This is a genomic window from Halomonas sp. KO116 (assembly GCF_000734975.2).
Lineage (GTDB): Bacteria > Pseudomonadota > Gammaproteobacteria > Pseudomonadales > Halomonadaceae > Vreelandella > Vreelandella glaciei.
Genome location: NZ_CP011052.1, coordinates 3,749,296 through 3,767,329 on the forward strand (window position 1 = coordinate 3,749,296; position 18,034 = coordinate 3,767,329).

At 55.4% G+C, this 18,034-nt stretch carries 17 protein-coding genes; 11 read left to right on the forward strand and 6 right to left on the reverse strand.

What is annotated here, in order from left to right; all coding sequences use genetic code 11:
* The first annotated feature begins 53 nt into the window (after positions 1 to 53).
* The 3 genes from msrP to KO116_RS17095 all read left to right on the forward strand — a co-directional run bounded on the left by msrP (position 54) and on the right by KO116_RS17095 (position 3,563).
* Positions 54 to 1,070, forward strand: a complete 1,017-nt coding sequence (gene msrP / locus KO116_RS17085; RefSeq protein WP_035563841.1) for a protein-methionine-sulfoxide reductase catalytic subunit MsrP — start codon at positions 54 to 56, stop codon at positions 1,068 to 1,070.
* Complete coding sequence (gene msrQ, locus KO116_RS17090) at positions 1,070 to 1,687, forward strand: protein-methionine-sulfoxide reductase heme-binding subunit MsrQ (protein ID WP_035563838.1); 618 nt, start codon at positions 1,070 to 1,072, stop codon at positions 1,685 to 1,687. The genes msrP and msrQ overlap by 1 nt, the downstream gene beginning before the upstream one ends.
* Before the next feature lie 100 nt (positions 1,688 to 1,787).
* Entirely contained in the window at positions 1,788 to 3,563 is a 1,776-nt protein-coding gene (locus tag KO116_RS17095) for a S8/S53 family peptidase (protein WP_052703794.1), read from the forward strand.
* Between the two features lie 73 nt (positions 3,564 to 3,636).
* Here KO116_RS17095 and KO116_RS17100 read toward each other — a convergent pair whose 3' ends face one another.
* On the reverse strand, positions 3,637 to 4,215 hold the full coding sequence (locus KO116_RS17100) for an NAD(P)H-dependent oxidoreductase (protein WP_035563835.1): 579 nt from the start codon (positions 4,213 to 4,215) through the stop codon (positions 3,637 to 3,639).
* Between the two features lie 186 nt (positions 4,216 to 4,401).
* Between KO116_RS17100 and KO116_RS17105 the strand changes: the two genes are divergently transcribed.
* Complete coding sequence (locus KO116_RS17105) at positions 4,402 to 5,304, forward strand: LysR substrate-binding domain-containing protein (protein ID WP_035563832.1); 903 nt, start codon at positions 4,402 to 4,404, stop codon at positions 5,302 to 5,304.
* A 9-nt stretch (positions 5,305 to 5,313) separates the two neighbouring features.
* Here the strand turns inward: KO116_RS17105 and KO116_RS17110 are convergent, their stop codons facing one another.
* The gene (locus KO116_RS17110; protein WP_082072629.1) at positions 5,314 to 6,186 is read right to left on the reverse strand and encodes an alpha/beta hydrolase; all 873 of its coding nucleotides are present in this window, start codon (positions 6,184 to 6,186) and stop codon (positions 5,314 to 5,316) included.
* Between the two features lie 31 nt (positions 6,187 to 6,217).
* A complete protein-coding gene (locus tag KO116_RS17115) occupies positions 6,218 to 8,296 on the reverse strand; it encodes a TonB-dependent siderophore receptor (protein ID WP_052703795.1) in 2,079 nt (692 codons plus the stop codon).
* Positions 8,297 to 8,851: 555 nt separating this feature from the next.
* Here KO116_RS17115 and KO116_RS24750 point away from each other — a divergent pair.
* Positions 8,852 to 9,866, forward strand: a protein-coding gene (locus KO116_RS24750; RefSeq protein ID WP_144408607.1) for an IS630 family transposase whose coding sequence is annotated in 2 segments (ribosomal slippage) — positions 8,852 to 9,238 and positions 9,240 to 9,866 — 1,014 coding nt in all. Because the reading frame shifts where the segments join, the coding sequence is not laid out codon by codon here.
* Here KO116_RS24750 and KO116_RS17130 read toward each other — a convergent pair.
* From KO116_RS17130 to KO116_RS17140, 3 genes are all read right to left on the reverse strand, one after another.
* A complete protein-coding gene (locus KO116_RS17130) occupies positions 9,845 to 10,768 on the reverse strand; it encodes a FecR domain-containing protein (RefSeq protein WP_045812164.1) in 924 nt (307 codons plus the stop codon). The two genes, KO116_RS24750 and KO116_RS17130, sit on opposite strands and share 22 nt — an antisense overlap.
* Positions 10,765 to 11,289 (reverse strand): sigma-70 family RNA polymerase sigma factor, encoded by a 525-nt coding sequence (locus KO116_RS17135; RefSeq protein ID WP_035563824.1) that lies wholly within the window; start codon positions 11,287 to 11,289, stop codon positions 10,765 to 10,767. Before KO116_RS17135 ends, KO116_RS17130 begins: the two co-directional genes overlap by 4 nt.
* Before the next feature lie 554 nt (positions 11,290 to 11,843).
* Positions 11,844 to 12,770, reverse strand: coding sequence for an AraC family transcriptional regulator (locus KO116_RS17140; protein ID WP_035563821.1), 927 nt, complete (start codon positions 12,768 to 12,770; stop codon positions 11,844 to 11,846).
* Between the two features lie 170 nt (positions 12,771 to 12,940).
* Between KO116_RS17140 and KO116_RS17145 the strand changes: the two genes are divergently transcribed.
* The 6 genes from KO116_RS17145 to KO116_RS17170 all read left to right on the forward strand — a co-directional run bounded on the left by KO116_RS17145 (position 12,941) and on the right by KO116_RS17170 (position 17,987).
* A complete protein-coding gene (locus KO116_RS17145) occupies positions 12,941 to 13,684 on the forward strand; it encodes an SDR family oxidoreductase (protein ID WP_035563819.1) in 744 nt (247 codons plus the stop codon).
* A gap of 67 nt (positions 13,685 to 13,751) precedes the next feature.
* Positions 13,752 to 14,279: a TetR/AcrR family transcriptional regulator gene (locus KO116_RS17150; protein WP_035563816.1), complete on the forward strand. Its 528-nt coding sequence runs from the start codon at positions 13,752 to 13,754 to the stop codon at positions 14,277 to 14,279.
* On the forward strand, positions 14,276 to 15,415 hold the full coding sequence (locus tag KO116_RS17155; RefSeq protein WP_035563813.1) for an MFS transporter: 1,140 nt from the start codon (positions 14,276 to 14,278) through the stop codon (positions 15,413 to 15,415). Before KO116_RS17150 ends, KO116_RS17155 begins: the two co-directional genes overlap by 4 nt.
* 223 nt (positions 15,416 to 15,638) lie before the next feature.
* The gene (locus KO116_RS17160) at positions 15,639 to 16,067 is read left to right on the forward strand and encodes a DUF2231 domain-containing protein (protein WP_035563808.1); all 429 of its coding nucleotides are present in this window, start codon (positions 15,639 to 15,641) and stop codon (positions 16,065 to 16,067) included.
* A complete protein-coding gene (locus KO116_RS17165) occupies positions 16,064 to 17,356 on the forward strand; it encodes a PQQ-dependent sugar dehydrogenase (protein WP_035563805.1) in 1,293 nt (430 codons plus the stop codon). Before KO116_RS17160 ends, KO116_RS17165 begins: the two co-directional genes overlap by 4 nt.
* A gap of 85 nt (positions 17,357 to 17,441) precedes the next feature.
* On the forward strand, positions 17,442 to 17,987 hold the full coding sequence (locus KO116_RS17170) for a hypothetical protein (protein WP_035563802.1): 546 nt from the start codon (positions 17,442 to 17,444) through the stop codon (positions 17,985 to 17,987).
* Positions 17,988 to 18,034: the final 47 nt, after the last annotated feature.

Genomic DNA, 18,034 nt, shown 5'->3' on the forward strand with positions numbered 1-18,034 from the left:
CAGCTTGCTATTGTGCATTCTAAAACCGCTGTTGCATTAACTGGAGACACCTCATGCTAATAAAAATTGCCAAGCCGAGTGATTTAAGCGAATCCGATGTTACCCCGGAATCCATTTACCTTTCCCGGCGGCGTTTTATGGGCGGCATGGCAGGCCTGGGCGCCGGGCTTGCGCTTTCGGGTCAGGCTAGCGCCAGCGCCGATTACTCGGATGTGCCGGCAGGCAGCGCCCCTGCATGGTTGAAGGAGAAGATTAGTGACACCCAGTGGGAAGCGATGACCCCAAGCGATCCTTCAAAAGACAAGATCGCCCCCTTTGATGATGCCAGCGGCTATAACAACTTCTACGAGTTTGGTTCAGGCAAAAACGACCCTGCCCGCCACGCAGGCAGCTTGAAGACAGAACCCTGGAGCGTGGTGGTGGATGGCGAAGTCAACAACGGCGGTCGCTTTGCCCTGGAAGATTTTGCTAAGCCCGCCCAGTTTGAAGAGCGCATTTACCGCCTGCGCTGCGTGGAAGCCTGGTCGATGGTGATTCCCTGGCTCGGCATCCCACTTGCCGAGGTGATCAAACGCGCCGACCCCACCAGCAAAGCCAAATACGTCCGCTTTGAAACCCTGGTTGACCCTGAACAGATGCCTGGGCAGCGCTCCTCTTTCTCGCTGATCGACTGGCCGTACGTGGAAGGGCTGCGCCTGGACGAAGCCATGAACCCTCTCACCCTGCTTGCCATGGGCATGTACGGCCGCGAACTTCCTAACCAGAATGGCGCACCCTTACGCTTGGTAGTGCCCTGGAAGTACGGCTTCAAGAGCATCAAGTCGATCGTAAGGATCTCACTGGTGGAAGAGCAGCCGGTCAACTCCTGGCAGCTTATCGCCCCTGATGAGTACGGCTTCTATGCCAACGTTAACCCCGAGGTTGATCATCCCCGCTGGAGCCAAGCCACCGAGCGCCGCTTACCCAACAGTCTGTTCAACACGAATACCATTGATACCCTGATGTTTAACGGCTATGCCAACGAAGTCGCCGAGCTTTATGCGGGGTTAGATTTGAGAGCGAACTACTGATGGCAACACAGCGCACATGGCTATTTTGGCGCGTGGGCGTGTTTTTGGCCGCCCTAGCGCCGCTGCTGTTCTGGAGCTGGCAGGTGGCCAATAACGCCGCCGGCCCCGAACCGGGGCGCTACCTGCTGCTGAATCTCGGCATCGGCGGGCTGTGGCTATTGCTGCTCACCCTTAGCCTTACACCGTTAACCAAACTCACCCGCTGGAAAGGCTTTGCGCTGATCCGGCGCCAGTTGGGCCTCTGGACCCTCGCCTACGCCACCCTACACTTGCTCAGCTACGCGCTGTTTATTCTCGGCCTCAATTGGGGGCTACTGGGCAGTGAACTGGTGAAACGGCCCTACATCGTGGTCGGCATGATCGCGCTGCTCGGTCTTGCCGTGCTGGGCGCCACCTCCAATCGCTGGGCGATGAAACGCCTGGGTAAACGCTGGAAACCGCTGCACAAATTTTCCTACGCTATTTTGGGTTTGGTGCTGCTGCACTTCTTTTGGGTGGTGCGCGCCGATATGCAGGAATGGGCGATGTATGCGGCTATTGCCGCGCTGATCATGAGCACTCGCCTACCGCCAGTCGCTCGCACGCTGCCTAAACTGCGCTATCGGTTTAGCCGTTAAGAAGGAAAACTTTCCTACTCATCAAAATCGGGTTCATGTTCCGTTCAGCCAATGCGGTTATGCTACGCACCATTAACCAACTACCGTTTGGAGTAACCGCATGGCGGTCACCTATGGGGGCGTCGGTCGCTTGGCAACAGCGCTGGCATTGATGTGGATAACCACAGGCGCAGTGGCCGAACAACCTTTGCGCATCGAACAACTGCAGCGCTGCGGCGGCCTGCTGCAGATGGATATTCAAGAATTTTGCCTTCAGGCCAGTGGGCTTGATGAGGGCGAATTTCAGGTAACGCTGAACGGCACGCCCCTCCCAGCAGAGGCGATCGACCATGATAGCGACCGGCTTCGTATCCGCCTCAATAGCGCTGATGCGCAAAGCGGCCCGCTGTGGCTTTCACAGCACGAGCAGGCCAGCAATCCAGTCTGGGTCAGCCTCAAGGGCAGCAATGTGGTAGCAGCCACCGAGCAAGAGGTGGCGAAGAACATGGATGGCATCACTACCTATGTGGACTTGGTCAGCCTGATTATTGAAGAGAGCCACGATGGTGCCCAAGAAGCCCAGCGTTTAGCAGACAAGTACGGTGCCGAAGTGGTCGGCATGATTCCACCCCTCAACACCTATCAGTTGCGCTTGCCTGTCAGCGACCTGGATGAACGCGACGCACTGGTACTCAGGCTGGGTAACGAAGTCAGTGTGGATGCCGTAGTGACCGAGGAGTCAGGGGCAGAGGAAAGCATCGAGAGCGAGACAAGCAGCCCGCCCGATGCGGATGACCAGGAGTGGGCGTCGAATCGTTTTCTGGACGCCGTTAACTTTTACCAGCGCCGACTATCGCTTGAGGGGCTGGACGGTGATATTGAGACACAGCCAATCCGCATTGGCGTTATCGAACGCGAGGTCGATTTCGACGCTCCCGATTTTGCGGATTACCTGGGGGAGTGCCGCGCCGAAGCGACAAGAACCTGCGTTTATGCCCGCGATGCCGCCAAACCCGACGGGCATGGTACGACCGTCACCGGCGTATTGGCCGCGGCCTGGAATGAAGGCGGCAACAGCGGCTTTCTGCGTGGGCTGGATGAGGTAGGCCCTGGCTTCGATGTGATTGTGGACCGCAACTCGGATGCGGGCATCACCGCCAATGTCGCCGCCTCGGTCAATCTGGTCGAGGACGGGGTACGCGTGCTCAACTGGAGCTGGGGTATTCATCGCGTTGGGGCCATCGACATCAACGGCAAGGAAATCGATTCACTGGTGCGTTCGGGCATCGCCATGAGCGGTTATGAAGAGCTGCTTGAAGAGTTCTTCCTGTGGCTACGCGAGGCGCACCCCGATGTCGTGGTCGTCAATTCAGCGGGCAACGCGTCCTCCTATTCGGGAAGAGACGAGTATCGTCTGCCCTCCTCTTTCGTGACCGATCAGCTGTTCGTGGTGGGTGGCCATCAGCGCAGCGATGAGGATGTCCAGGTCGAGGATCCCCGCTACGTGATCAAACGCAACGCTTCGAATATCGATATGCGTGTGGATATCACCGCCGCCGCCTGTGTGCGAGGCTCTTCACTACTAGAAGGTGAGCAAGGCGAGGCGCACTGCGGCACTTCCTACGCGACGCCGCTGGTAGCTGGCCTGTTAGCAGCCATGATGTCGATCGAGCCCGAGCTTACTCCCGCGCAGCTACGCATGCTGCTGCGCCGTAGCGCCATGACCATCGGTGAAGAGTACGATTTCGAACCAACGGACGCTGATGACCTGACAGCCCCGATACTGCCCTCCGAACGCGCCAATGAGCTTAACCACCCGGATATCGGCCTCTCAGCCCGGCTCAACATGTACAAGGCACTGGACCTAACCGTACAAAGCCTAAACCGGGAACGCTAAGCTCACCACCAGCAAACGAAAACGCCCACCTGCCAGGTGGGCGCTTTTCGAACAGAGACTTAAGCTAATGACATTAGCCTAAGACTTTACGCAAATGGTCACGGTAATCGGCTTTGTTACGATCGACCTGTGGCACTTTCATCACATCGTTGGCGATGAACGTTGGCAGTGCCTCAAGGCCAATAAACTCCTGCGACTTATGGAACGGGAAATAAACCCCCTCCACCCCACGCCCTTCAAAGAAGTTACCCGGCTCATCGAAGGCTTCTAAAGGTGCATTCCAGGTCAGCGACAGCATATAGCGACGGCCTTGCAGCAAACCACCGCTGCCGTACTGTTTGGTTGGGTCTTGGCGGCTACGGCCATCACTGGCATACAGAGAACCGTGGCCTTCGGTGAACACTTCATCGATGTAGCGCTTCACGATCCAGGGCGCACCCATCCACCAGCCAGGCATCTGGTACACAATCGTGTCTGCCCATAGGTAGTGTTGCACCTCGGTTTCAAGATCGTAGCCTTGATCAATGACCGTCTCACGAATCTCGTAGCCCATCTCCTTGAGCGTACTCACCGCCACGCCGTGTAGCGTATTATTGAGTTCACCGCCAGAGTGCGCAAAGGCCTTACCACCGTTAATTAGCAGAATCTTCATCTAACACTTTCTCCCCAAGAGGTTGATCATCAGCGCTAACAGAAGTAGACGTGACGTTCTTGGCGCATATTGTGGGAGTTACGATGAGAAAAAAGAAGCGATGCTGAGGCAAGACACTTTTGATTTAAAGTCAACAATACTCAGCGTAGAGTACGTCAATATTCGCTTCTTTATGGAAAGCCTTCAATGAAAAGTACCCTTGAAGAGCAACAAGCCTTTGTCACCGTCGTGGATAGTGGCTCGATCACCAGTGCCGCTGAACGGCTGGGCATTAGCGTTTCTGGCGTAAGCCGCGCGCTGAACCGGCTAGAGCAAAAACTGGGCGCCACCCTGCTGCGCAGAACCACACGCCGCTTGGAGCTTACCGAAGAGGGCGAAACACTCCTTGAGCACTGCCGCCGTATCCTGGCCGCCGTGGAAGAAGCCGAAGAGGCGATGCTAGATCGCCACAATCAGCCTCAAGGTCGGCTGCGTATTAACGCCGCCCCCAGCTTTATGCAGTTCGTGATTGTGCCATTGATTGGCGAGTTCCGCGCCAGCTATCCAGGCATCACACTAGAATTAGATACCCATGACCGCTTTGTCGACCTTTTAGAACAGCGGGTCGATCTAGCCATTCGCATCGGCGAACTGGAGGATTCATCACTACACGCCCGGCTACTTGGCTACAGCCCCTTGCGCCTTCTGGCCAGCCCCGCGTATCTCGAACGCGCCGGCGTACCGCAAAGCATTGAAGACCTCCAAGCTCACAGCCTGCTGGGTTTCAGCCAGCTCGATCACCTTAATCAATGGCCGCTCATCCTCGCAGACGGCAAACGTTTACACATCACGCCCACGCTATCCGCCTCCAGCGGCAGCACCTTAATAGAGCTCGCCATAGCGGGGGAAGGAGTTGTTTGCCTGGCCGACTTCATGACCATCGCACCCCGCCAGAATGGCGTGTTGGTAGATGTATTACCCGACTGCACCACGCTACAAACCCAAGCCGTCAACGCCGTTTACTACCGACAAGCCACGCTTTCTCAACGTACCCGGCTATTTATGGAGTTTCTGGCCGAACGACTACCAGGTAAGTATTTGAGTGCTTAAATCCCTCGGTCAGCCGCCTCGAGTGCCCAGAAGCTGCTTGAGGACACGTGACTCCAGCACAAAGGGGACGGACATATGATCTTCACCCTCCACTTTATGGAAACTGCTGCGCAAACCGTATGCCGACAGATCTTCAAGCCGCTGATACAGCTGACTAGCATCCTGCTGGTTCTGGAGTGAGTCGTTGTCGGCCACGGCCAATGACAAGCTGTGATGGATGACATTTACCTCTTCGGCCTCAACCTGTTGCCTGAAGTCGCGTTCATGCTTCAACAAGTAGCTATCGTTCCACCAGAGGCTGGGGCTGGCGGCGACGATGTGGTCAAACAGATCCGGCCGGGTAAATAAGGCATAAATCGCAAACATACCGCCAAAAGAGTGACCATAAAGACTCTGGTGATTAGCATCCACAGTGAAGCGCTCGGCAATAGCAGGCATTAAGCTGTGCTCGATAAAATCCAGCAACTCATCCTGCCCGCCCTGCGGTGGCGTGTTCTGCTCTTCTGCCACCGGCGGTGATAAGTCGTAAGAGCGGCGCAAGAAGTTATGCGGCGCTTCACCCGGATAAGCAATACCAACGATAATGGCTTGGCGGAACTGTTCCTGTGCCCGCTTGGCCTCATGTAAGGAAGCGAAATAAGCGTTGCCATCCAACACATAGATCACCGGGTAACCGCCGCTGTCAGGCACCGCGCCTTCCGGTTTGCTGATCAGGATACGATAGGTGGCGCCTTGTTGGTTTTGCATCTTCCACTCCAGCGTCTGATCCAGCGTCACCTGACGCTCGTCCATGGCTGGCGACGCCTGAGCCTGCGATTTGGATACTGATACAGTCAACAAGACCAGCCCGGCAAACATTAAATTATTAACGAGCAGTTTCAAAAATCGTTTCCTCCACGATACTGGCATCTCATCACCACTGGTAAGCGATACTGCCAATCAGGCTGCGGCCGGCACCACGATAGCAATAGATGCCCTCACAGGAGATATGCTCTTCGTCCGTCACGTTAGTAGCATTGAGGCTGGCACGAACCCCCTGCAAAGAGCCCGCGAAATCATAGTGAGCCGCCATATCAATCAGGCTGTATGCACTATTTTTATTGCTGTTGGCATTATCAATGTACTCACTACCGATGTAGCGCACTCCTCCGGCAAGATGCAGTCGTTCCAACGCAGGTACGCGATAATCCACCCAAAGGGACGCCAGATGGCGCGGGGTGTTCGCCAGGTCACTCCCTTCATTGCCATCATTATCTGCGGTGATTTCGCTGCGGTTGTAGTTGTAGCTTGCGGTCATGCGTAGGTCGTCGGTGACATTTCCAACGGCCTCAAGCTCCAACCCACGGGTGCGCACTTCTCCGGTTTGTACTTGAAATAGCGGGTTCTCGATATCGGTGGTTTTACGATTGGTTTCATCGATCTGATAGATCGCCGCCGTCAGCATCGTCTCTCTGCCTACTGGCTGGTATTTCAGCCCCAGCTCAAACTGCTCACCTTCGGTAGGATCGAAGTCATTACCGCTCACATCGGTACCGCTCTCAGGCAGGAACGATTGCGCATAGCTGAAGTACGGCGACAGCCCCGAATCAAATGCGTAGAGTGCGCCCAAGCGCCAAGTATTTTTCTCATCCCGGCTTTCGCTGACAGTACCGGTGAGGTTGTTGCGAGTCTCGTCGCGCGCCCAGTCGCGACGTATGCCTGCGGTCAAACGCCAGTTATCGAGCTTGACCTGATCCTGTAAGTAAAGGCCTCTGCGGTGGGTTTCCCCACTGTCGTTTGTCCAAACGTTATTCGGCTGGGCTACAGGCTGACTGTAATCCGGATTGTCGATATCGATCGACGGTGCGCTACCACCCGCATAAATAACATCGTTCTCAAGATAAGCGTAGTCAGCGCCTAACATTACTTGGTGTTCCACCTTGCCCTGATCAAAAGTCGCCATCAGCCTAGTATCAGCACTAAGAGACTCCATCTCTTCGTAAAGACCGACACTGCTCCGGCTCAGCGTTGTACCGGATAAGGTGCCTGCTGAGAGGTACTGGTTGGTGGTATCCACCTGACCGTAGCGTACATTTTGCTGCAGCTGTAGCTGGTCACTCCAACGGTGATTAAATTCATAGCCCAGTGCCCACTGCTCTTGATCCAGCTTATCGAAGTCTTCATCGCCAGACCAAAAATGGGTCAGGTTATCACCGTCTTGGTAAGGACGCGGTGATGCAGAGGTCTGGCGCTCCTGATACTGGGTAATAAAGGTAATGTCAGTACGCTCGCTCATCTGCCAATGAAGGGTTGGCGCCAGCAGGGTGACGTCATTATCGACCTGTTCAATATCCGTTTGTGCGTCGCGCATAACGCCCACCAAACGGTACTGCACATCACTGCCCATTTCCCCGCCGACATCGAACTGGCCTTGCAGATGGTTATGGCTTCCCACCTGCAGTTGCACTTCCTGGGGCGCATCAGCACTTGGACGTTTGCTAACCCGGTTCACCAGCCCACCCGGTGATAGCTGACCATAGCGCATCGAATCGGGGCCTTTGACTACCTCAATGCGTTCCAGGTTATAGGGCACGGTGGAGTAGTAGGAGAGCCAGCCACTATTGGGTTGGCGCAAACCATCCAGGAAATCGCCATGATATACCGTCGGATAACCCCTCACCGAGATCAAGTCAAAGCGCGGGTCCATCCCCGCTGCTTCAACCCGAACCCCAGCCGTATAAGCCACTGCCTGCTCTACTGACGACGGCTGGCGGTCACGTAGCTGCTCTTCGGTGACCACGCTGATACTTTGCGCAAGCTCTATCAGCGGTGTATCGGTTTTACTACCCGCCGAGGTGCTAAAGGCCAAATAGCCATCACTACTGATTCGGCTGCCCACCACTGCTACGGTATCCAACACCATGTTTTCTGCAGTACCTGTTTTTTCCATTACATAGTCCGCAGGCCCCCGCTTGACCACTTTCAAACCACTGCCCTGAAGCAAACTGGGCAAACCCCTCCTCCACGCTATAACGCCCATTCAATCCAGCGCTTTGCAGGTCATCAGTGAGATTAGCGGGGAAGGACAACACAATGCCCGCATGGCTGGCGAATTGACTCAATACACTGCCCAACGATCCTGGTTCGATGCTGTATGCCTGCTGGCTAGCAGCCTGTTGCGCCTGCCCGTCCGCTGTTTGCACCTGCGCTGCCTGTAGGGGCAAAAGCGACATCGAACTCATCAGGGCACAGCCCAGGGCGATACCGCCAAACGCGCACGAGGATTTGCAATGGTGATATCGAAGGGATATGAGTGTCTGCTTGGGGTTAAAGGATGTGGTCATCTTTATCTCGTTAATTCCAGGATCGGTTGCTTTATCTCTGGGTCGAACGAGATCGGAAAAGGGACAATAAATAATCCAACTTTTTATTCGCTAGCTTTGAGGGTTACCCAATATTGCGTCAGTCGGTCGACGCTAACCGGCAACGCATTGGCAATGGCTTGTAAGTACCTGATATAAAGTTTTCGTGTAATATCCATGCCAGGATTTCTGACACGGACAGAACCATGGAAAAACGCTTCGTTGCCCCTCTCACTGAACCTGAACAACAGACGCTGACCTCCGCCTATCACCATGGCGAGAAGCGCGCTCTCCGTCGTCGGGCGCATGCCATTCTACTGAGTGACCAAGGCCATACTATTAACCAAATCAGTGAGATACTTCAGGTTCGCCGCGATGCCGTATCACGATGGTTCAAGCAATGGGAAGTGTCCGGTTTTGATGGTCTCATCGACAAACCGCGTAGTGGACGAACACCCGCCCTCGATGAACACGATCACAAGCGACTGCAAGCGTTGGTAGCCGAGCATCCCCATCAGATTCGCGCCTTACAGGCTCGCTTTCAAGAAGAGACCGGCAAGTCTGTCGCCACGGTGACACTGCGCCGGGCGTTGAAAAAAAAATGGTCATAGCTTCAAGCGCATTCGGCATTCACTCAAGCCCCAGCGTGACGAAACGGACTTTCGCAAAACGCAAGGCCTGATGAAAGCGCTTCACGAGCAAGAGGACCAAGGCGAGCACGAGCTCTATTACTTTGATGAATCAGGTTTTTCACAAGCGTCGTCGGTGCCGTATGCGTGGAGCCCTATCGGCAAGCCCTGGGAAGTCACTGCCTACTCCCGCAGCCGAAGGCTAAACGTGCTGGGATTCTTAAGCCGAGCCGGAAAACTGGTCTATCACACGACAACCGAGACAGTGACCACGGAAACGGTCATAGAAGCGTTTGACCAGTTTGTGATCCAGAAGGATCCAGACACCTTCGCTGTTGTGGTGCTCGACAATGCCAGCATGCATCGCTCCAAGGCCTTTAGGCGCAAGAGGGTGGAGTGGATGTCGCAACGTGTGCATCTGATCTATCTGTCTGCCTACTCACCAGAGCTGAATCTGATAGAGATTCTGTGGCGGCAGATGAAGTACACCTGGCTGCCCTTGAGTGCCTATCTCTCGTTTGAACGTCTACGTGAAGAGGTACACCGCTTACTCGGTGGTTACGGAACTGATCACGCGATTAATTTTGAATAGGCACTTAGCGCCCGGTCAGTATTATCAATAGGGAAAGCGCCTGACACTCTCAGCCCAGCAATAGAGGGGTCACAGCGCAGTACGCCTGTACGGTAACGGCTCAACTCTGCTACCAAACGGTTCAACGGCCAGTCTACCGCCACCAGCAGACCGCGCGTCCAGCTATCCGCCTGATCGCTGGCAGTGGCAACTTCCACATTAACCGAGCTCATCTGCGCCTGCTCTCCGGCAACAAGGTGTTGCGTTTTGCCGCCACCCGACTGAGGAATCAACTCGACCTCATCTTCCAACACAGTAACCTGGGTAGAGGTGCCCAGCTTGCGCACGGTAAACACGGTGCCCAACGGCACCACAGTACCCTGCTCGGTATGCACCTGAAGCGTTTTGGCAGCGGCCACTTTTCCCGTTTCATTCCGCGTGCGGATAAAGATTTCGCCTGCATAGAGGCGAATCAACTGCGTGGTAGAGGTTTCCACCACATCCAATGCGGTGGCGGTATTGAGCACCAGCTGTGTTCCACCCGCCAGAGTATATTCGCGACGTTCGCCCCGTGCGGTGCGGTGGCTGGCCATCCAGCTGTCTACCGGTGCCCGCTGCCAGGCCAACGAGCCCAGCGCACTTCCTGCTGCCAATAAAGCAAAACCACGCAGTACTGCTCGTCGGCTATGGCCCTGACGCTGCTTAATTTGCAACGCATCAAGCGCAGGTGTGCCCGGAATCGCCTGAAACTGTCGACGTAATTTTTCAACCTCTTGCCAGGCATGAGTGTGGGCGGGATCCTCCGCTAACCAAGCAGCATGCGCGTGTTTTTGCTGTGCAGTAACCTCCTCCGAGCACAGCAGTGCGTACCAGCGGGCAGCAGCCCTGAGGGTATCTTTGCGGGCTGCCTGGATATCGCTCATAGCGGTTCTTCGCACATCAGCAGCAAGCAATGTTCAGTCGCCTTGGCCATGTATTTTTTCACCGAGCTGACGGATACCCCCAAGCGTTCGGCGATCTCGGCATAACGCAGACCCTCCAAATGGCAGAGCAAAAACGCCTGGCTTACCTTGTTGCCTAACCCTTCCAACATTTCATCAATCTGAAACAGGGTTTCCAGAATAAGGGCTTGTTCTTCCGGCGAAATGGCAGCCGGTTCAGGTTGATGCTTTAAGGCTTCCAACCAGGCTTTTTCCAATGCATCCCGACGCACAAAGTCCACCCACACCCGGCGGGCAATGGTGGTCAGAAAACTACGCGGTTCATGAAGTTTGCTAATTTGGGAGGAATTACTCGGGGAAGTAAGAATACGCAGGAAGGTATCCTGAGCCAGATCAGCCGCCTGCCAACTACAGCCCGTCTTACGCTGCAGCCAGCGCTGCAACCAACCATGATGTGCACTGTACATCTCGGCCAATGGCGTATTCTCAGCTGAAACCGGCATCCCCCCTCCCAAACGATCAGCAAACGGAGGGACATTCTAGTAATAGCAATCAGTTAATACAAATCATTATTATTTTCTTTAAGAATACTATCGCGCAGACTAGTGACGACTCACTTATTAAACTACAGTTCTTCGGCGATATTGGCCGTACACTGCCCAAGCTTGGCCATTCAGTTGAGCCGGTGAACATAGTTTTCGCTTATGCGAGATCTTCAGCGTTATTCCGTAATGCTTTCACTGAGAGCGGATATGTCGAACCCACCATTACGCTTGGCTCTATGAAGCACCGCCTATGACTCAATTAGTCATGCGCTAAACGAGCGGATTGAGTCGCTCGAAAAGTATAAGGACGTTGCCCTATCTGCCGACAGAGACGAGGCAAACTGATATGCGGTTAAACTTTGGTTACGCCTTTTATTGGGAATACCCGAGCTGACCGTCGAGTACTATTTAAAGAGGAAGGGCTTCACCGTTAGCGTTTATGCATCTGTCGATCAACGATAGGCGCATGCTGCGCCATCAATTTCACAATCCAATCAATGAATACGCGCAGCTTAGCGCTGACGTGCCGGTTCGGTGGAAATGCGACGTACATCGCTGGATTTTTGAAAGCGCAGCGCATCACGCTTTGGCGGCAGCTGGAAAAGGCGACCGTATTCGCGAGTGAACTGAGAAACACTTTCGTACCCCACCTCGAAGGCAGCATGGCTCGCGGAACACCCTTCATCGAGCATCAGGCGGCGGGCTTCTATCAAGCGCAGCCGCTGCTGGTATTGCCCCGGCGTAAGCGACGTCATGTGTTTGAAGTGTTTATGAAACGAGGTGAGGCTCATGCCTGCCTTTGTCGCCAATTGCTCCACCGGCACGCGCGATGTGTACTCGGCTCGCAAGAGTGCAATGGCGTCAGCAAGGCGGCTCGCGTAGCTATCCGGGTCAGCAATATCCCGTAAAGCGGCCCCATGAGGGCCTGACAGCAGCCAATAGTGCAACTCCTGCATGATACCCGGGCGTAGAAGCGGTGCTGAGTCGGGGCGATCCAGCAGCTTCATCAGCCGTGATACGCAGTCAATCACCTCGGCTTCGGTATCTTCAGCAAATAGTGTCTGCATCTCGGATGGCCGCTGGGGCCGCGGCGTTCCTAAGTGAGCGGCAAGCTCGCGTAAGATGACCATGTCCAGTTCGACCGCGACCGCCAGATAGGGCTCGCTCGGATTCGCCTGGACTATCCGCCCGACGACAGGCATATCCGCGCTCACAATCGCGGATTCCCCCGCAGATACCACTCTGTTCTGGCGCCCGACCATCATCCGTTTTGCCCCCTGTAACACTAAGCAAACCAGCGGCTTATATATCGATTGCAAGTCACCAGCGGGGGTTTCTACGCACATCATGCTAAGCCCCGGCACACGGGATAACACCAAGCCATCGCTATTAGCATGTTGCGTGGCATACGTCTGAACCGCTTGTATGAGTGAGTTCATCTGCTTTCCTCAAGCCAGCATCTCGACTCAAATTTAGCATGACCAATAAGGTGTTTCTCCACACCTGCAGGATCAGGCAAGCTTTGCGCAGGTGTTGGCAAGCCCCGCCGCCACCGAATTGTTAAAACGTTAGTGGCACTGAGTCCTACAAATAAATGGAGAGTGAAACCATGAAAACATCAGGAAATACTATGCTTATCACCGGTGGCGGCTCCGGGATTGGCCGTGAACTTGCCTTACGCTTCAACGCGCTTGGCAACACCGTTATCGTCGCCGGGCGACGCATCGAAACGCTGGAAGAGACCATTACTGGTCAGCAAAACATGTACGCGATGGTCGTCGATATTGAGGACCCAAAAGCCATTACTGCCTTTGCCGAGCGAGTCGTCGCCGAGCACCCCAACCTCAATGTGCTGATCAACAATGCTGGGATTATGCGGCGCGAGGATTTGTCCAGTACGCGAGACCTCAGCGATGCTGAGCAGACGGTTGTCGCCAATCTGCTCGGGCCGATCCGGCTGACAAACGCGCTGACCGATCACCTCGTCCACCAACCCGATGCGGTGGTCGTAAACGTCTCTTCCGGGCTGGCGTTTGTGCCGTTGAGCGGAACACCCACCTATAACGCCACCAAGGCGGCCATCCATTCCTACACGATTTCGCTTCGCGAACAGCTCAAAGGAAAAGTCGAGATCATCGAGCTTGCGCCCCCTGCCGTTCAAACAGAGCTGACCCCAGGCCAGTCCACCCGGGAAGGCTATATGCCGCTCAACAACTACATCGAAGAAGTCATGACGCTGTTTAGCCAGCAACCAACACCCAAGGAAATTCTGGTCGAAAAAGTGAAGTTCCTACGCTGGGCAGAGCGTGACGGGCACTTTGACCAAGCGGTGGAGATGCTCAATAAAATGTGAGCCTCCATGCACTCCATCGCAAAAGGTAACAATTGACGATGTAAAGTGATCGTTTTACACTTCGCGGATGGATACCAAGACAAAGCTTATTTCTGCAGCAGAACTTCTTTTCGACCGGCACGGCTTTACCGCCACCGGAATGGACAAACTAACCCAGGCTGCTGGCATGTCGAGCCGCACGCTCTACAAACATGCTGGCAGCAAAACGGCGCTGATAAGTGATGTGCTAGCAGAACGGCAGCGGCGCTTCCAGCGCTCCATCGAAGTAGATAGCGTTGACGAGCTGTTTGGCGCACTGGAAGAGTGGGTGCGGGTCGAGGGCTCTCGGGGGTGTCTTTTCCTGCGCGCTTACGGCGAAACCGGTGGCGATACCCCGGAAATCGCCAATGCTGTGCTGGCACACAAGACGAGTCTGTATGAGAAGATTCAGAAAATCGTATCGCTAGAGACCGACGGCAAACATAATCCTGAACTGGCCGAACAGATCCTTATTTTGTTTGAAGGAGCAACGGCGGCGGCCGTCTATCGCGGTGCTGGGTCGATAACGTCGGCGCGTATCGCCGCGTCAGCGCTCATCCAGCAGGCACGCGAATGAACCCCAGCCTTTACCTGGGCGCTACAGGCTTTGGCCTGATTGCCGTCTGCTACGGCTTTGCTCGCTTCGCCTTCGGGCTATTTCTACCCCAAATCGATGCCGACCTTTCCCTATCGTCTACCATCAGCGGCTTGATATCCGGCGGGGCTTTTCTGGGCTACTGTGTCGCCATCGTGCTATCGGCGTATCTAACCGAGCGCATCGGCGCCCGCGCGGTTGCCATTGGGGCGGCCCTGGTCGCCGCGGTAGGCATGGTGGGTATTGCAGTGGCGCCTTCTCCCTTGCTGCTCGCCACGGCAGTCATGCTCGCAGGCTCAAGCACCGGGCTAGCCTCCCCACCCATGGCCGCAGCGGTGGCCGCGATTGTCAGACCCGATCGACAAAGCGCTACTAATACGATCATCAATGCTGGCACCGGCGCAGGCGTGGCACTTTCAGGGCCAATCGCGTTACTGCTTGGCGGCCAATGGCGGTTAGCCTTCGCGGGCTTTGCAGCCGCTGCTTTTATCATGGCGATCGCTGCCGCATTCAGCGTTCCCAGCAAAACGAAAGCGACCTCGAAAACCGCCGCCGGTTTGCCGCCGTTTACCAGTGACATTGTTCGACTGATCGTGGCCGCCTTTTTGATGGGTGCGTCCAGCACTGCGCTTTGGTCGTTCGGCGGCCTGCTCGTTTCACATCAGTTGGGGTGGAATAACACTGGCGCCGGACTGCTTTGGATTACTATTGGTACTGCGGGCATCTTAGGGGCTGCCGCGGGCACATTAGTGGCGCGTTTTGGGCTCAATTTCACCCATTGGTGTTTTCTGGCGGCCTTAGCGGCAGGGATTATCTTAGTCGGCACCAGCGCTACCACGCCCCTCTTAGCGCTCCTCGGCGGTATGCTCTTCGGTGCGGCTTATATCATGCTCACCGGTGTGTATTTAATCTGGGGCGTCTCTACACTCCCCGACCGACCCGCCACAGGCCTGATGATTGGCTTCCTGACGATCGCTATCGGCCAGACCGTCGGCGCGCCGCTATTCGGGCTACTCATGGATCAGCTGAATATCGATTACGCCGTGACCATTTTTGCGTGCCTCAAGTTCACCGCTGGGCTGGCGAGCGTCAGCAACGCAAAACACCAGGCTGCATGAACGTGGTGACACCCGCTCTTCGACGCCGCTTAATTAAATAACCGTCACCATAACGGGCGTGGCGATACGTTGCGTGTAAGCCTCCGCTGCGCTTTGGGCAAGTACCAAATCGTCAACTATACTGCGCCACAACGAACATGATGTCGTTGCCTGGGGCTGGATGCGCGTATGCGTCATGCCAGCTTGGGTACATTAACTAGCTGAACAGCATAAGGAGTTTGCCGTGACAGCCACTGACGATCGTACTTATCGAAGCGGGCCGAATCCGTTTCATGCCGTAATGCTTGCCGGGACAGTGCCGCTCTTTCTTGGTGCCACCTTGTGTGATTACGCCTACTCCACGAGCTACCACATTCAATGGGCTACCTTCGCTTCCTGGCTGAACGTAGGCGGGCTGGTTTTTGCGGGTTTCGCCTTGCTATGCGCGTTGATTGGCTTCTTCCGTTCTTCGCACCGGGGTGTAGTGAATATGATTTACCCCGCGCTGCTCTTGCTTACCTGGGTGCTTGGCTTTGTCAATTCACTGGTACATGCGCGAGACGCCTGGGCCATGATGCCAGCTGGTTTTGCCCTCTCCATTGTGGTGGCGTTGCTGGCAGGCACGGCGGCATGGGTAGGTTTTTCTCGTTTAGGCGCCGGAGGCAAGCCATGAAGTTGCCGCCTTTTTACGTTGCGCCTCTTTCGCTGCTGTTGCTCGCCAGTGCCGCCAGCGCGCAACAATCTCAGCAGTACGGGCCTGACCCCACACTGCCCGAACCCCAGCGCGGGCTTTTGCCCGACATGACGATCCCCGAACCCGCTGAGTGGGGCGACCAAACGCCCACTGTGCCCGATGGCTATACGATAACCGCCATTGCCACCGATCTTCAGATCCCCCGGCAGACGCTGGTATTGCCCAACGGCGATATTTTGGTGGCCGAAGGGAGCGGCGGCAATGCACCCAAGTTGAAGCCAAAAGACTTCATTGCCGGGTACATCAAAAGCCAGGGCACGACCTCTGTTGAGAGCGGCAATCGCTTAACCCTGCTGCGCGATGAAAATAGCGATGGTAATTACGAGCAGTCGGTGTTTGCCGAAGACCTCAACGCGCCCTACGGGCTAGCTTTGATGGATAACAACCTCTATGTGGCCAACCAGGATGCAGTCGTCCGTTTTGACTACGAGGAAGGCCAAACCGAAGCCAGCGGGCCGCCGGAAGAACTGACCAAGCTACCCGCTGAAATCAATCACCACTGGACGAAAGCGATGACCGCAAGCGCCGATGGTGAGTTCTTATACGTGGGTATTGGCTCCAACAGTAATATCACCGAACGCGGTATGGCAGCCGAGGTCAATCGCGCCGAGGTGTGGGAAATCGATGCCGAAACCGGCCTGCACCGGCCTTATGCCACTGGCTTGCGCAACCCGACCGCACTGACCATTCAGCCCGACACGGACCAGCTATGGGCCGTGGTCAACGAGCGTGATGAGTTGGGCCCCGACTTGGTACCCGACTACCTCACCACCGTGCAGGAAGGGGGCTTTTATGGCTGGCCTTACAGCTATTGGGGTCAGCACGTTGACCCACGCGTTCGCCCGCAGAACCCTGACAAGGTGGAATCAGCGATATCGCCCGATTACGGCCTGGGTTCGCACGTAGCGCCGTTAGGGCTCGCCTTTTCCATTCCTGAAATGGGCGATGAATTCGCGGAAGGCGTGTTTATCGGCGAACACGGCAGTTGGAACCGCAACGAACCGGTCGGCTACAAGGTGGTGTTCGTGCCCTTCAGCAACGGCGAACCCGATGGCGAGCCGATCGATTTCGTTACCGGCTTTCTAACCGACGACAGCCGCACACGCGGTCGCCCCGTTGGTGTCAGCATCGACCCAGACGGCGCCCTCATCATCGCTGATGACCTAACGAATGCCGTGTGGCGCGTCACCTATGATGGCAATGACTAACCGCGCAATGCGTTATTCAATAGCCTGAAGAAGGCGGCGGTCACTTAGGCTGCCGCCTTTTCCGTTTGTTTTAGAAGGGATTTATATGATCAGATCACTGGAAGAGCTCGAAGCCGTTAAACAGTCGTGCCGCTCAATGGTAACGAAGAGCTCAAGTCTTTCTGCCGGCACCGCCATTATCCCCATTCCCGGCGTGAACATCGGTTCTGACGTCGCTATATTGCTGCGCTTGATCCCGAAGATTAACGAGCAATTTGGCTTATCGCCGGAACAGATCGAGAGTCTGGACACAGAAACCCGGCTGTTCATCATGACTTCCATCTCAACGACGGGAAGCAAAATGGCGGGTAAATATATCACCCGCAAATTGATCACGATGATGTTCAAAAAAATAGCTGGCAGGATCTCGGCAAAAAGTGCGTCGACATATGTGCCGTTCCTGGGCAGCGCCATTGCGGGCGGCATCAGCTTTGCCACCATGAAATACATGGGCAACAGCCATATCGACGATTGTTATGAGATCATCCTGGCAACACTGGAGAACGAGCAGCTTGAGCCCGTCGCATTGATAGGGCCAACGCCCGAACCGGTACCACCCCTGACTGCCGATATTGCCAGTAAAGCTGAATAACGGGTTTCTAATGTGGCTCCGCTGTTAGGCGGTGATATGCTCTAGCG

Coding starts and splice junctions, on each gene's coding strand:
- msrP (WP_035563841.1), top strand. CDS start 54: ATGCTAATAAAAATTGCCAAGCCGAGTGATTTAAGCGAATCCGATGTT.
- msrQ (WP_035563838.1), top strand. CDS start 1,070: ATGGCAACACAGCGCACATGGCTATTTTGGCGCGTGGGCGTGTTTTTG.
- KO116_RS17095 (WP_052703794.1), top strand. CDS start 1,788: ATGGCGGTCACCTATGGGGGCGTCGGTCGCTTGGCAACAGCGCTGGCA.
- KO116_RS17100 (WP_035563835.1), bottom strand. CDS start 4,215: ATGAAGATTCTGCTAATTAACGGTGGTAAGGCCTTTGCGCACTCTGGC.
- KO116_RS17105 (WP_035563832.1), top strand. CDS start 4,402: ATGAAAAGTACCCTTGAAGAGCAACAAGCCTTTGTCACCGTCGTGGAT.
- KO116_RS17130 (WP_045812164.1), bottom strand. CDS start 10,768: ATGAGCGATATCCAGGCAGCCCGCAAAGATACCCTCAGGGCTGCTGCC.
- KO116_RS17135 (WP_035563824.1), bottom strand. CDS start 11,289: ATGCCGGTTTCAGCTGAGAATACGCCATTGGCCGAGATGTACAGTGCA.
- KO116_RS17140 (WP_035563821.1), bottom strand. CDS start 12,770: ATGAACTCACTCATACAAGCGGTTCAGACGTATGCCACGCAACATGCT.
- KO116_RS17145 (WP_035563819.1), top strand. CDS start 12,941: ATGAAAACATCAGGAAATACTATGCTTATCACCGGTGGCGGCTCCGGG.
- KO116_RS17150 (WP_035563816.1), top strand. CDS start 13,752: ATGGATACCAAGACAAAGCTTATTTCTGCAGCAGAACTTCTTTTCGAC.
- KO116_RS17155 (WP_035563813.1), top strand. CDS start 14,276: ATGAACCCCAGCCTTTACCTGGGCGCTACAGGCTTTGGCCTGATTGCC.
- KO116_RS17165 (WP_035563805.1), top strand. CDS start 16,064: ATGAAGTTGCCGCCTTTTTACGTTGCGCCTCTTTCGCTGCTGTTGCTC.
- KO116_RS17170 (WP_035563802.1), top strand. CDS start 17,442: ATGATCAGATCACTGGAAGAGCTCGAAGCCGTTAAACAGTCGTGCCGC.